The organism is Sphingobacterium rhinopitheci, assembly GCF_022627575.1.
Classification (GTDB): Bacteria; Bacteroidota; Bacteroidia; order Sphingobacteriales; family Sphingobacteriaceae; genus Sphingobacterium; species Sphingobacterium rhinopitheci.
In genome coordinates, this window is the sequence record NZ_JADEYQ010000008.1 from 55,286 (window position 1) to 69,481 (window position 14,196).

Annotated in this window: 11 protein-coding genes; 10 read left to right on the top strand and 1 reads right to left on the bottom strand. The window is 36.2% G+C overall.

The window, feature by feature from the left end; all coding sequences use genetic code 11:
- Positions 1–263: 263 nt before the first annotated feature.
- The gene (gene aspS / locus IP023_RS09770) at positions 264–2,015 is read right to left on the bottom strand and encodes an aspartate--tRNA ligase (protein WP_241790093.1); all 1,752 of its coding nucleotides are present in this window, start codon (positions 2,013–2,015) and stop codon (positions 264–266) included.
- Positions 2,016–2,493: 478 nt separating this feature from the next.
- On the opposite strand from aspS, the gene mraZ reads away from it, so the two are divergent.
- Genes mraZ through murC form a run of 10 tightly spaced genes read left to right on the top strand, consistent with a single transcriptional unit; the run spans position 2,494 to position 14,195 of the window.
- On the top strand, positions 2,494–2,967 hold the full coding sequence (mraZ, locus tag IP023_RS09775; RefSeq protein WP_241790094.1) for a division/cell wall cluster transcriptional repressor MraZ: 474 nt from the start codon (positions 2,494–2,496) through the stop codon (positions 2,965–2,967).
- Positions 2,960–3,880 carry a 16S rRNA (cytosine(1402)-N(4))-methyltransferase RsmH gene (gene rsmH / locus IP023_RS09780; RefSeq protein ID WP_241790095.1) on the top strand — a complete coding sequence of 307 codons (921 nt, stop codon included), beginning with the start codon at positions 2,960–2,962 and terminating at the stop codon, positions 3,878–3,880. Before mraZ ends, rsmH begins: the two co-directional genes overlap by 8 nt.
- A 10-nt stretch (positions 3,881–3,890) precedes the next feature.
- On the top strand, positions 3,891–4,298 hold the full coding sequence (locus IP023_RS09785; RefSeq protein WP_241790096.1) for an FtsL-like putative cell division protein: 408 nt from the start codon (positions 3,891–3,893) through the stop codon (positions 4,296–4,298).
- A 19-nt stretch (positions 4,299–4,317) separates the two neighbouring features.
- The gene (locus tag IP023_RS09790; RefSeq protein ID WP_241790097.1) at positions 4,318–6,429 is read left to right on the top strand and encodes a penicillin-binding protein; all 2,112 of its coding nucleotides are present in this window, start codon (positions 4,318–4,320) and stop codon (positions 6,427–6,429) included.
- Between the two features lie 2 nt (positions 6,430–6,431).
- Positions 6,432–7,886 (top strand): UDP-N-acetylmuramoyl-L-alanyl-D-glutamate--2,6-diaminopimelate ligase, encoded by a 1,455-nt coding sequence (locus tag IP023_RS09795; protein WP_241790098.1) that lies wholly within the window; start codon positions 6,432–6,434, stop codon positions 7,884–7,886.
- Positions 7,887–7,891: 5 nt separating this feature from the next.
- A complete protein-coding gene (gene mraY, locus IP023_RS09800; protein WP_241790099.1) occupies positions 7,892–9,136 on the top strand; it encodes a phospho-N-acetylmuramoyl-pentapeptide-transferase in 1,245 nt (414 codons plus the stop codon).
- Complete coding sequence (murD, locus tag IP023_RS09805) at positions 9,136–10,509, top strand: UDP-N-acetylmuramoyl-L-alanine--D-glutamate ligase (protein ID WP_241790100.1); 1,374 nt, start codon at positions 9,136–9,138, stop codon at positions 10,507–10,509. Before mraY ends, murD begins: the two co-directional genes overlap by 1 nt.
- Positions 10,510–10,522: 13 nt before the next feature.
- Positions 10,523–11,728: an FtsW/RodA/SpoVE family cell cycle protein gene (locus tag IP023_RS09810; RefSeq protein ID WP_241790101.1), complete on the top strand. Its 1,206-nt coding sequence runs from the start codon at positions 10,523–10,525 to the stop codon at positions 11,726–11,728.
- A gap of 12 nt (positions 11,729–11,740) precedes the next feature.
- Positions 11,741–12,841, top strand: coding sequence for an undecaprenyldiphospho-muramoylpentapeptide beta-N-acetylglucosaminyltransferase (gene murG / locus IP023_RS09815; protein WP_241790102.1), 1,101 nt, complete (start codon positions 11,741–11,743; stop codon positions 12,839–12,841).
- Position 12,842: 1 nt separating this feature from the next.
- On the top strand, positions 12,843–14,195 hold the full coding sequence (gene murC / locus IP023_RS09820; RefSeq protein WP_241790103.1) for a UDP-N-acetylmuramate--L-alanine ligase: 1,353 nt from the start codon (positions 12,843–12,845) through the stop codon (positions 14,193–14,195).
- Position 14,196: the final 1 nt, after the last annotated feature.

A 14,196-nucleotide genomic window follows, 5' to 3' on the forward strand; every position in this document is an offset into this window, starting at 1 on the left:
TAACTTTTAAAGATAAATTAAATCCTATACAAATTTATACTATAAATATCTATTATTTGATTTAATCAGCGACTTTTATATCTCTATTTTTTAAATAGTATGGTATAAAGTATAACTTCTGAAAACTGTTATGTGCCTAATAAATTGTTTTATTGGCTTGTTTTTGAATGACCTAGAATGCTGTAATTTGCTTTAATAAGATTTCAATAAAAAAACGGATAAGCTTTTAAGACTTATCCGTTTTTTATAAATTGAAATTTATGTTATTTCTTAGCTAATGCTAAGCTTAATTCTTGCAATTGTACATTGTCTATAGTCGCAGGAGCATCAATCATTACGTCGCGACCTGAATTGTTTTTAGGGAATGCAATAAAGTCACGGATAGTTTCTTGGCCACCCAGAATAGCAACTAAACGATCCAATCCAAACGCTAAGCCTCCATGTGGTGGTGCACCATATTGAAAGGCATTCATTAAGAAGCCAAATTGATCCTGTGCTTGTTCTGGAGTAAATCCTAAATGTTTGAACATCAATGCTTGCATCTCTTTGTCGTGAATACGAATAGAACCACCACCGATTTCATTACCATTCAATACTAAATCATACGCATTTGCACGTACTTTCCCAGGATCGGTATCTAATAAGTGCATGTCTTCTGGTTTTGGTGAAGTGAATGGGTGATGCATAGCATGGAATCTTTCTGATTCCTCATCCCACTCTAATAATGGGAAGTCAATAACCCATAGTGGAGCAAATTCGTCAGGTTTACGTAAGCCCATACGGTTTCCTAATTCCATACGTAAAGCAGATAATTGACCACGAGTTTTGTTTGCAGGACCTGATAATACTAATATTAAGTCTCCTTCTTTAGCGCCTGTTACTTCAGCCCATTTAGCTAAATCTTCTTGATCATAGAATTTATCTACTGAAGATTTGTACTGTCCATTACCTTCGCATTTTACATAAACCATGCCTGAGGCACCTACTTGAGGACGTTTTACCCAATCAATTAAACCGTCGATTTCTTTGCGTGTATAAGAAGCAGCACCAGGTACAGCGATACCAACGACTAACTCTGCAGCATTGAATACAGGGAAATCTTTGTGTTGTGCAACTGTATTTAACTCACCGAATTTCATACCGAAGCGAATATCGGGTTTATCATTTCCGTAAGAACGCATTGCTTCGTCAAATGTCATACGTGGAAATTTCTCGATTTCGATATTGTGAATTTCTTTCAATAAATGACGTGTTAAGCCTTCGAAAACATTTAAGATGTCTTCTTGTTCGATGAATGCCATTTCACAGTCAATTTGTGTGAATTCAGGTTGGCGGTCAGCACGTAAATCCTCATCACGGAAACATTTTACGATTTGGAAATAACGATCCATACCACCCACCATCAACAATTGTTTGAATGTTTGTGGGGATTGAGGTAAAGCGTAAAATTGTCCCGGATTCATACGTGAAGGCACGACGAAATCACGTGCTCCTTCAGGTGTAGATTTTATTAAATATGGTGTTTCTACCTCACAAAAGTCAAGGTTAGAAAGGTAATTTCTTACTTGTTGTGCTACTTTGTGACGAAATAATAAGCTATTTTTAACAGGGTTACGACGGATGTCTAAGTATCTATATTTCATGCGGATATCTTCGCCACCGTCCGTGTCATCTTCAATAGTGAATGGAGGTAATTGAGCTGCATTAAGGATCGTTAATTCTTTAACTAAAACTTCAATGTCACCTGTTGGAATATTTGAATTTTTAGACTCACGTTCGATTACCGTACCTTTTACCTGTATAACAAATTCGCGACCTAATGATTTTGCTAATTCCATAACAGAAGATTCTGTACGTGCTTCGTCAAATATAAGTTGCGTAATGCCATAGCGGTCACGTAAATCAACCCATATCATAAAACCTTTATCACGTGATTTCTGGACCCAACCTGACAGGGTTACTTCTTTATTTACATCGGAGATGCGTAGCTCACCATTGGTGTTACTTCTGTACATTGTATATTATGTGAATAATAAATAAATTTTAAACAATAATACAATCCTTTTATCATAAAAGATTGATTCTACAAAATTATCGGATTTGAGGGAGAATAACGAATTGAAAATTGATATTCTTTTCAATCTATTGGTATTTAATAAAAAATCATAATATCTATTATTTTGATAAGATTTATTACGATTGTGAATCTTTTGTTTAACCCCTACCACTTTGTCCCACGAGGTGCTTTTTTAATGCTTTTTGGATGATTTTTTGGTAAAAATGATTAAAAAAGTGACGTTTTTGAATTAAAAATACGTATTTTTTAATTTGTTGAATATCAACATGGTTGTTGTTTTTTAGCTCTTTTGAGCTACTTTTTATTTGGTTTTAGTGGCGATTTTGTTATGTGGAAAACTTTTTTGTGGGAGTTTGTGGGAGTATGTGGGGGAAAGTGGTTACTTTTACATTAGTTTTATTAGGAGTATAGACTAAATGATTTATTTAATCGGAGAATACGAATGCAAGTTGGACACCAAAGGTAGAATGGTGGTTCCTGCAGCGCTAAAACGTCAGTTGCCTGATGTTGAGCGTGAAGGGCTTGTCGTGAATCGTGGATTCGATGGTAATTTGGTCATCTATACCCGAAATGAATGGAATAAAATATTGACACAGCTATCACGTTTGAATCAATTTCAAGCTAAGAATAGAGATTTTGTTCGCAAGTTTACTAGTGGCGCTACCGAATTGATGCTGGATTCAGCAGGTAGAGTGCTATTGCCAAGAGTGTTGTTGGATTATGCCCAGGTGGCAAACGAATTAGTATTGGTGTGTAATTTGAGTAAAGTAGAGTTATGGTCCAAAGCTAAGTATGAAGAGAAGATGGCTTCCATTTCGGAAGAAGATTTTTCGGACTTAGCGGAATCCGTAATGGGTGATTTTGATTTAGAAGGAGGTTTAGATGTCTGAAGATAGTGTGTATCACGTTCCTGTGATGCTTCAAGAGTGTATTGAGGCTATGGATATTAAGCCGGATGGCGTTTATGTGGATGTTACTTTTGGTGGTGGTGGTCATTCGCGTGAGATAATTAAGCATTTGGGGCCTCAGGGAAGATTGATTGCTTTTGATCAAGATCCTGATGCGTTGAATAATGTTATTGATGATCCTCGTTTTGTATTGGTTCACCAAAATTTTCGTTTTATTAAAAATTTTCTGCGTATCGAGGGTGTTAAGCAAGTGGATGGCATTCTGGGTGATCTTGGTGTTTCTTCTCATCAATTTGATGATGCAGAGCGTGGTTTTTCGATTCGTTTTGATGCCGATCTAGATATGCGCATGGATCAGGTTTCTGATTTGGATGCAAAGAAGGTTTTGAATACGTATAATGAAGAAGATTTGCACAGAATTTTCGGGATGTACGGTGAAGTGCAAAATGCTAAATCTCTAGCCAAAACTATTGTTACTGCTCGATTAACAAAAGAAATTCAAACGGTAGCAGAATTGAAAGAGGTTATCAAGAAGTTGGTTCCTCGTGGCAAAGAACATAAGTATCATGCGCAAGTGTTTCAGGCATTGCGTATCGAGGTGAATAAAGAATTGGATGCTTTGCAGGAGTTTTTGTTGCAAACTATTCCTGTTTTGAAAGAAGGAGGAAGATTGGTTATTATGTCATATCATTCTTTGGAAGATCGATTGGTTAAAAATTTCATGTTGAAAGGAAAATTTCGCGGCGATGTAGAGAAGGATTTCTTTGGTAATGAAATTAAGCCATTTAAAGTGTTAACAAGGAAAGCAATCACGGCAACAGCTGAAGAGTTAGCTCTCAATAATCGTTCTCGTAGTGCAAAATTACGTGTCGCTGAAAGAAATAATACAGTGTAATTGAGGTTGTATGTCTAGACGAAACACCATACGTGATAAGGAGTTAAGCGAAGATATTCAAGAAGAAATGTCAGAAGCGGTAGAAGAAAAGGTTGAGGAAACGCAAAATTTCATTAAAACTATTTTTTCGACAAATAAAATCTCAACTTATTTAGTAACGAAGAATTTTCCATTTGTTGCTTTTTTGTTGTTTTTGACGCTGCTATATATATCAAATAGGCATTTAGCGGAGCGCACAGTCCGTAAGATTGATCGTTTAGGAAAGGATGTTAAAGAGCTTAGCTGGGATTATAAATCTTTGTCAGCGGAGTTGATGAAATTGACTACACAGACGGAGATTGCGAAGAGAGCGGATACATTGGGATTGAAAGAGCGTTTGGAGCCGCCAATTAAGTTAGAAGTAATTAAAAAACAATAATAGTATTCGATATAATTAAATGAATATTAGAAAGTCCATATTGATGCGGGTGTACCTAGCTTTCGGCTTGATGGTACTTGGCGCTTTTGCAGTTTTTGCAAAAATGCTTCACTTGCAATATGTGGATGGTGGTGAATGGAGAGCAATAGCGGATAGCTTGACTATTCAAGAGCGTATAGTAGAAGCTGCGCGTGGTAATATCTATTCAAATGATGGTAGTTTGTTGGCTACCTCAGTGCCGGAATACGAGTTACGTTTTGATGCTATGTCAATTCCTGTTGAGCATAATGATGTATTTAATTCAAAGGTGGACTCTTTAGCGATAAAGATGGCTTCTTTTTTTAAAGATAAATCATCACGTCAATATTTGAATATGTTAAAGCAGGCAAGGGCAAAGAAACAGCGGTATGTGTTGCTTAAACGTGCAGTGTCACATCAAGATTTGAAAATAGTAAAATCTTTCCCTTTGATGAGTGTATTTCGTGAAGGGAAAACTCGTTTTCCGGGAAGTTTAGTTTCGGTACGTCAAAATAAAAGGATTCTTCCATTTACAAATTTGGCAGCTCGTACTATAGGTTATAAAAATGATCAATTTCGTGTAGGCCTTGAAGGAGCTTATGGTGATTATATCGAAGGACAGAGTGGTGCGCAAATGATGCAACGTATAGCTGGTGGTGTTTGGGTGCCCTTGAGTAGAGAAGTGGAAGTAGCGCCTATCGACGGTTCTGATATCATCGCAACCATAGATGTGAATATGCAGGATATGGCACAACGTGCATTACAAAAGCAGATGAAGATTTCAAATGCTGATGAAGGCTGTGTCGTTTTGATGGAAGTAGCTACTGGCGAAGTGAGAGCTATAGCTAATTTTACGAAAGATAAAGACGGTGAATACAGAGAGAAATATAATTACGCAATAGCACAGGGTGCAGATCCAGGGTCGACATTTAAGCTGGCTTCTTATTTAGCGGCATTGGATGATGGCTTGATTGATACTAATACAATAGTAGATATTGGTAATGGGACATATAAAGTACCATCACATACTATTCGTGATTCGCATGCGCCAAAGAAGTCTATTATAACTGCAAAAAAAGGATTTGAGGAGTCTTCTAATGTGGCGATCACTAAGTTGATACATAATCATTATGGATCTAATCCAAGTAAGTATACGTCAAAATTACATAGTTGGGGGTTGAATGATCCATTAGGTTTACAGATTCCGGGTGAAGCAATACCATTGGTGAAAACACCAAAAAATAAAAGTTGGAGTAAATTATCTTTAATTCAGATGTCTTATGGTTATGAGTTAAAGTTGACACCATTACAAACTTTGGTTTTGTATAATGGAGTCGCAAATGGGGGGAAGATTCTTGCTCCTTTATTTGTGAAAGAAATTAGGCATTTAGGTAATACCGTTCAAAAGTTTGATGCTAGAGTGATTAATAAGAAAATGGCATCTGATGAAGCTATTACAAAAATGCAAGCCATGTTAAAAGGGGTTATGGTCGAAGGAACAGGTAAAAATTTGGCAAGTCCATTATATACTTCAGCAGGAAAAACGGGTACTGCACAGATGGCAGATGGTCGTCGCGGATATGGTGCACGACGTTACCAGTCTTCTTTTGCAGGGTATTTTCCGGCAGAGAACCCAAAGTATTCTATGATAGTTGTCATTCGTAATCCAAGAAATGGATACTATGGTGGTGCTGTTGCTGGTCCAGTCTTTAAGGAGTTAGCAGATATGGTTTATGCAAATGACTTGAATTTACAAGGTGTGTTTGCCAAGAAAGAAGTTAATATGGCGGGTGCAAAAATACCCGTTTCCTTAAGAGGCTCTAAAGAAGCTTCTGCAAAAGTATACGAGGCATTGGGGTTTAATACAGCAAACTTAATTCCTGTTGTACAAACTGTAGATACATCGAATAAGGAAGTTCCATTTGTAGATGTTATAATTAAAGAAGGCATAGTGCCTAATGTGATTGGAATGGGATTAGCAGATGCTATGTATACAATGGAAAATGCGGGTTTTAAAGCTAGTATTATGGGTAGGGGTAAAGTTACTACTCAATCTTTAGCACCTGGCAATAAATTAAAAATGGGTACTCACGTTTCAATTCAATTGAATTAGATATGGATTTAAAGGAGTTATTACATGCTATTCCTGTTATTCAGGTTGAGGGTTCGATAGAAGTCGAAGTAGATTTGATATGCTTTGATTCAAGAAAAGCCACCAATGGATCGCTGTTTGTTGCGGTAAAGGGGGTTCATACGGATGGACATTTATATGTCTCTCAAGTCATTGAGCAAGGAGTAGCTGTAGTGGTATTGGAAACGATGCCTGAGGTGATTGATCAATCTGTGACGTATGTGCTTGTTAATGATAGTGCATATGTATTAGGATTAATAGCGGCCAATTTCTACGGTAATCCTTCTCAAGATATTAAGTTGGTTGGCGTTACGGGTACAAATGGTAAAACGACTGTTGCTACATTATTATTCAATTTATTCACTCAGTTAGGATATCAAGTAGGTTTATTGTCTACGGTAGAAAATAAAATTGGAGCGCGTATAATTCCAGCTACGCATACTACTCCTGATCCTATAGCTCTAAATGCGTTGTTGCGTGATATGGTAGAGGAAGGCTGTGATTATTGTTTCATGGAAGTAAGCTCTCATGCTGTGGTACAGCAGCGTATTGCTGGTTTAAGGTTTGCAGGTGGAATATTTACAAATATTACCCACGATCATCTTGATTTTCATGGAACTTTTGATAATTATATCAAGGCTAAAAAGAAATTTTTTGATGACTTGGATGGTTACGCTTTCGCACTTACGAATGCCGATGACAAAAATGGCGCTATAATGTTACAGAATACTTTCGGACACCGCAAAACGTATGGTCTTCATAATGTAGCAGATTTTAAAGCACGTATCGTTGAAAGTCATTTTGATGGTATGTTACTTCAGATTGATGGTCATGAAGTATGGGTGAAATTGGTTGGCGGATTCAATGCTTATAATATATTGGCAGTCTACGGTGCAGCAATTTTACTAGAACAAGAGACATTAAAAGTGTTAACCGCTTTAAGTGAGATATCTGGGGCTGAAGGACGTTTTGAAACTATTCGCTCACCAAAAGGTGTATTTGCAATCGTTGATTATGCACATACGCCAGATGCAGTTGATAATGTGTTGACAACTATTAAAGGCTTAAAAGGCGCTGGTCAGCAGGTTATTACAGTGTTGGGCTGTGGTGGGGATAGAGATAAAACGAAAAGACCAGAGATGGCTAAAGTGGCATTGAGATATAGTGATAAGTTGATAATAACGTCTGATAATCCTAGAACTGAAGATCCTTTGCAAATTATTAGGGATATGGAAGCTGGGGTAGCAGTAGATAAAAAGAAAAATTGTTTTAGTATTTCTGATAGAAAAGAGGCTATTCGAGCTGCTTGTCACCTTGCAGCACCTGGTGATATTGTACTAGTAGCTGGTAAGGGGCATGAAAAATATCAGGAAATACAGGGGATACGTCATCATTTTGATGATAGAGAAGAATTAGAAAAAACATTTAACGAAGAGTAATAAGGATGTTATATTATTTATTCAATTGGTTGCAAGAGCATTTTTATATTCCAGGAGCTGGATTAATGCAATATATTTCTTTCCGTACAGCAATGGCTGTGATTGTTTCATTAATCATTACTACTGTTTATGGAGGTCGATTAATTCAATTGTTGCATAAAAAGCAAGTTGGTGAAACTATACGTGATTTAGGTTTAGAAGGCGAAAAGGAAAAGAAAGGAACACCTACGATGGGTGGTTTAATTATCATTGCTGGTATTCTGATTCCTACATTTTTGTTCGCAAAATTAAGTAATATATATATTATCATTATGATTGTTACCACTTTGTGGATGGGGGCAATCGGCTTTTTGGATGATTATATCAAAGTATTCCGCAAGAATAAAGAAGGTTTAGCGGGTAGATTTAAGATCGTTGGGCAAGTGGGTTTAGGTACTTTGATTGCTATCACGATGTATTTTCACCCTGATATTGTGGTGCGTGAGCAAGTAACAAGTCCTACGTCGTCTATCCCTGTAGAGGTTATTATAAACCCGCAAACTGGTGAACATACATATGCTGAAAATGTAAAATCTACGAAGACAAATATTCCTTTTTATAAGAATAATGAGTTTGATTATTCAAAAGTATTGGATGTTTTTGGTTTGGAAGGAAAATGGATAACATTTGGATTGTTTTTAGTAGTTGTCGTATTTATTGTTACCGCAGTTTCTAATGGAGCAAATATTACGGATGGTATTGATGGACTCGCAACGGGAACTTCTGCTATTATCGGTATTACTTTGGCTATTCTTGCCTACGTATCGGGTAATATTGTATTCTCTGATTATTTGAATATCATGTACATTCCAAATTCAGGGGAGTTAGTGATTTTTGCCGGTGCTTTTATTGGTGCATGTACAGGTTTCTTGTGGTACAATGCCTATCCTGCTCAAGTATTTATGGGAGATACTGGTTCATTGACTATAGGTGGTATTATAGCAGCATTTGCTATTTTAATTCGTAAAGAGTTATTGATTCCTATTTTGTGTGGTGTATTTCTTATTGAGAATATTTCGGTACTCATGCAGGTTTCTTATTTTAAGTATACGAAGAAAAAATTGGGTGAAGGAAAACGTATTTTCTTGATGGCTCCTTTGCATCATCATTATCAGAAAAAGGGATACCATGAAGCGAAGATTGTTACGCGTTTTGTAATTATAGGAGTAATACTGGCTATTTTGACAATTGTTACTTTAAAAATACGATAATGGGAAATATTGCACATACATATTATCCACAACAAGGTCGACTAGTAATTTTAGGTGCTGGTGAAAGTGGCGTTGGAGCAGCTATCCTTGGTAAAGATAAAGGCTTTGATGTTTTTGTTTCGGATATGGGTAACATAGCGGATAGTTATAAAAATAAGCTAGATCAAGAAAATATACAATTTGAATCGGGTAAGCATACGCATGATTTAATTATCAATGCGGCACTTGTAGTCAAAAGCCCTGGAATTCCAGAAAAAGCGCCATTGATAGTAGAACTTCGTTCTCTAGGCATTCCTGTGATCTCTGAAATTGAATTTGCAGCACAATATACAGATGCTAAATTAATTTGTATTACAGGATCTAATGGTAAATCCACCACCACAATGTTGACATACTATATGTTAAAAAATGGAGGTTTGAATGTGGGTTTAGCAGGGAATATAGGAAAGAGTTTTGCGTATCAGGTAGCTAGAGAAAATTTTGATACATATGTGCTGGAGATTTCCAGTTTTATGTTGGATGATATGTATCATTTTCGTGCCGACGTAGCTGTTATTTTGAATATCACACCTGATCATTTGGATAGATACGATTATAACATGGACAACTATGTTAATTCTAAATTTAGAATGATACAGAACCAAACGGAGGCTGATTATTTTATTTATTTGGCAGATGATGAAGAGACGGTTAAGGCTTTACAGAGATTTTATATAAAGGCTCTGCAACTGCCTATGTCTCAAGAAAAAGAAGTAGTGCCAGGTGCATTTTTGAATAAGGAGAATAATATTATTATTAACATACCTAAGAGGGAGATTTTTGCGATGAATATTGAAGAGTTATCATTACAAGGTAGACATAATGTCTACAATAGTATGGCGTCAGGTTTAATTGCAAAAGTGCAAGATCTTCGTAACCAAATAGTAAAAGATAGCATGGGTTCTTATGTTAATATAGCCCATCGCTTAGAGCATATTGGGTATATCGGTGGTGTTAATTATATTAATGATTCTAAAGCAACAAATGTTAATTCTGTATGGTATGCTTTAGAAAGCTTCTCAACGGATATTGTTTTATTATTAGGTGGTGTTGATAAAGGAAATGATTACGAGATGCTACGTGATCTAGTGAAAGATAAAGTAAAAGCTATCGTGTGTATTGGTAAGGATACTTCACGTATTCATGATGCCTTTGAAGATGATGTTGAAATAATTGTAAACAGTTCTTCGATGAAGGATGCCGTTCAAATTGCCTCTCATTTAGCTTCTAAAGGTGATACAGTATTATTATCTCCTGCTTGTGCAAGTTTTGACTGGTTCAAAAATTATGAAGATAGAGGTGATAAATTTAAAGAAGCAGTAATGGCTTTGTAATATATAGCTCCATATGGAACACGTATTTTCAAAATTAAAAGGCGATAAATGGATTTGGATCATTGTGATAATATTATCAGGATGGTCTTTGCTTGCGGTATATAGTTCGGTGGGTACTTTGGCATATAAAGAGGGCAAAGGAACAGAATTGTATTTGGTAAAGCATTTTGCTATTATCGCTGTTGGTTTAGGATTGATGTATTTGTCTCATAAATTGGATTATAAGTGGTACGCAGGTATTTCTAAAATATTGATGATTATTACCATTCCTTTGTTGTTTTATACTTTGGTATTCGGTAATACGGTAAATGATGCTTCTCGTTGGGTTACTATACCTGTGATAAATCAAACTTTTCAAACTTCAGATTTAGCTAAGCTGGCATTGATTACTTTTTTAGCACGTATGCTTTCTCGCAAACAAGAAGATATAAAAGATGTTAAGAAATCTTTTATACCTATTATGGGGGCTGTTTTTATGGTGTTTGTTTTAATCGCATTAGCTAATCTTTCGACTGCTTTAATGCTTTTCGGAACCAGTGTGTTGTTATTAATTATAGGGCGTGTAGATATCAAGCAAATCGGTATTGTATGTATTGGAGGTGCTATACTACTTTCTTTAGTTATGTTATTAGGACCACGACGTGCAACATATTTAAGCCGTATTAAAGGGTATTTTGACACGGAAGCTGTAACGAAATCTAATATCCCATTTCAAGAAGATAAAAATTTCCAAGCAAATAACGCAAAGATAGCAATTGCTACAGGTGGATTGTTTGGTAAAGGGCCTGGAAATAGCGTGCAGCGTAATGTTCTTCCACATCCTTATTCCGATTTTATATTTGCGATTATAATTGAAGAGTATGGAACGATTGGGGGCGCTATCTTATTGGCTTTATATTTGGCCTTGATGTATAGATGTATTCGAATAGTAACGATGAGTCCTCGAGCATTTGGTGCTTTCTTAGCTGCAGGATTAGGATTTAGTTTGACGATACAAGCGTTGGCAAATATGGCAGTAGCTGTAGGATTGGGGCCCGTAACTGGGGTTCCTTTACCATTAGTCAGTATGGGAGGTACTTCTATATTATTTACTTCTGTAGCGTTAGGTATTATATTATCTGTAAGTAGAAATATCGAAGAGTTAAAAAGTAACGAGGAATTACAAGAAGACGTAAAACCAATAAGAAGCCCTAAAAAGGTGGTAGTTGGTTCTATATAATATTAATTAAAGATGGCGAACAAAGTAATCATTAGTGGAGGTGGTACAGGAGGACATATTTTTCCTGCGATTGCGATAGCGAATGCGTTACGTCGTATCCAACCGGATATTGAAATACTATTTGTAGGTGCTAATGGTAAGATGGAAATGGAAAAAGTTCCTGCTGCCGGTTACCAAATTGTTGGTTTAGATATTCAGGGATTAAATAGGAAGTCATTAATTAAAAATTTGGCTTTGCCGCTAAAGATGTTAAAGAGTTTAGTGAAGGCAAGACAAATCATTAAAGATTTTGAAGCAGACGTGGCAGTAGGTGTTGGTGGTTATGCTTCTGGACCATTATTGATGATGGCCAATATGATTGGTTTGCCAACGCTTATTCAAGAACAAAATTCTTTCGCAGGAAAGACAAATAAAAGTCTTGGCCGCAAGGCTAAAAAAGTATGTGTCGCTTACGATGGGATGGATAAGTTTTTTTCAGCGGATAAAGTAATGTTAACAGGAAACCCTATTCGTCGTACTTCGGTAGATATTCAGGGTAAACGATCGGAGGCATTGAGGAGTTTCGGATTTGCAGAAGATAAAAAAACTATTCTTGTGACAGGAGGTAGTTTAGGTGCTGGTACATTGAATGACTGTGTAAAGCAAAATATTCAAACCTTAGTAGATGCTGATATTCAAGTAATATGGCAATGTGGTGGATATTATTATGATACATTACAAGCGGAGTTAGGAAATAAGTTGCCTAATACTATTAAGTTAATGCCTTTCTTACAAAGAATGGATTATGCATACGCTGCTGCTGATTTAATCGTCGCTAGGGCGGGTGCAGGCACTATTTCTGAGTTGTGTGTTGTAGGTAAGCCTATAATATTAGTGCCTTCGCCAAATGTAGCAGAAGATCATCAAACCAAGAATGCAATGGCCTTGGTAAATAAGGAAGCTGCTATTATGGTAAAAGATATAGAAGCTAAGGACGTGTTAATAGGTAAGGCAATAGCATTGCTTAATAATGAGTCTCAATGTGTACAGTTAAGTGATAATATCAAAAAATTAGCCTTATTGGATGCTGATGAGGTTATCGCTTTAGAAGTTTTGAAATTGATAAATAAATAATATGAATATCGATAAAGTAAAACAAGTCTATTTATTAGGAGTCGGTGGTATCGGCATGAGTGGGCTTGCACGCTATTTTCATCAGTTGGGATGTGCCGTTTTTGGATATGACAAAACAGAAACTGAATTGACGGAAACATTAGTACGTGAGGGTATTTCAGTTATTTATGAAGATAATATAAGTCTTATACCAGAAGCATTTTTAAAACCTTCTAATGAGGCTTTAGTAATTTTTACTCCTGCCGTTCCTAAGGATCTAAAAATTAAAAATGAGTTATTAGTAAGAGGCTTTGAGTTATTTAAGCGTTCGCAAGTATTAGGTTTTATAAGTGCTAGCCGTTTTACGATTGGTGTTGCGGGAACGCATGGCAAGACTACTACTTCTACGATGATAGCACATATTCTCAAAGATACAGGCTATGATTGTTCTGCTTTTTTAGGAGGTATTAGTTCTAATTATAATACCAATGTATTATTCGGGGATAATAATGTTGTCGTTGTAGAAGCGGATGAATATGATCGTTCTTTTTTGACATTACATCCAAATATTGCTGTGGTTACTTCTGCAGATGCGGATCACTTAGATATCTATGGTGATGCTTCAAGTTTGATTGATTCATTCAAAATGTATCTTGACCGTGTGGTAGATGGAGGTACGCGTATTGTAAAATCAGGCTTACCATTTGCAGGTGATATTTCATATACACGCGAAGGTGAAGCGGATGCACACGGTGCAAATGTTCAAGTGATAGATGGCGAGTTTCACTTTGATTATATCAAAGAAGATATTGTTATCCCTAATATTAGACTAGGGATCCCAGGATTACATAATGTTGAAAATGCGGTAGCAGCTATTACGGTAGCTTTATTATTAGGTATTGATCAAGATAAGATTGTTACTGCTTTAGGAAATTTTAAAGGGGCTAAACGTCGTTTTGAATATGTAGTGAGAACTGCAGATCATGTTTATATCGATGATTATGCCCATCACCCGGAGGAATTAAGAGCTTTTTTAAGTTCTATGCGTAAACTATATCCAACCAAAAAATTAACCGTGGTATTTCAACCTCATTTATTCACTAGAACACGTGATTTTAGTGATGGCTTTGCTGAAGTACTAGGGATGGCGGATGAGTTATTATTAATGGATATTTACCCTGCACGTGAATTACCTATTGAAGGTGTTACTTCATTATGGTTGTTAGATAAGGTAAATTTAGATAAGAAGAGAATTGTTTCCCCTACTGATATTTTACAATTTGTAGCGGATGAAAATCCCGAATTAATTGTAACAGTAGGTGCAGGTGATATAGATCGTTTGGTGAAACCAATCAAGGCTATTTTAGAAAAGTAGT

What these genes read in the sequence shown, in the direction of transcription:
- aspS (WP_241790093.1), bottom strand. Translation starts at nt 2,015, where the DNA reads ATGTACAGAAGTAACACCAATGGTGAGCTACGCATCTCCGATGTAAAT.
- mraZ (WP_241790094.1), top strand. Translation starts at nt 2,494, where the DNA reads ATGATTTATTTAATCGGAGAATACGAATGCAAGTTGGACACCAAAGGT.
- rsmH (WP_241790095.1), top strand. Translation starts at nt 2,960, where the DNA reads ATGTCTGAAGATAGTGTGTATCACGTTCCTGTGATGCTTCAAGAGTGT.
- IP023_RS09785 (WP_241790096.1), top strand. Translation starts at nt 3,891, where the DNA reads ATGTCTAGACGAAACACCATACGTGATAAGGAGTTAAGCGAAGATATT.
- IP023_RS09790 (WP_241790097.1), top strand. Translation starts at nt 4,318, where the DNA reads ATGAATATTAGAAAGTCCATATTGATGCGGGTGTACCTAGCTTTCGGC.
- IP023_RS09795 (WP_241790098.1), top strand. Translation starts at nt 6,432, where the DNA reads ATGGATTTAAAGGAGTTATTACATGCTATTCCTGTTATTCAGGTTGAG.
- mraY (WP_241790099.1), top strand. Translation starts at nt 7,892, where the DNA reads ATGTTATATTATTTATTCAATTGGTTGCAAGAGCATTTTTATATTCCA.
- murD (WP_241790100.1), top strand. Translation starts at nt 9,136, where the DNA reads ATGGGAAATATTGCACATACATATTATCCACAACAAGGTCGACTAGTA.
- IP023_RS09810 (WP_241790101.1), top strand. Translation starts at nt 10,523, where the DNA reads ATGGAACACGTATTTTCAAAATTAAAAGGCGATAAATGGATTTGGATC.
- murG (WP_241790102.1), top strand. Translation starts at nt 11,741, where the DNA reads ATGGCGAACAAAGTAATCATTAGTGGAGGTGGTACAGGAGGACATATT.
- murC (WP_241790103.1), top strand. Translation starts at nt 12,843, where the DNA reads ATGAATATCGATAAAGTAAAACAAGTCTATTTATTAGGAGTCGGTGGT.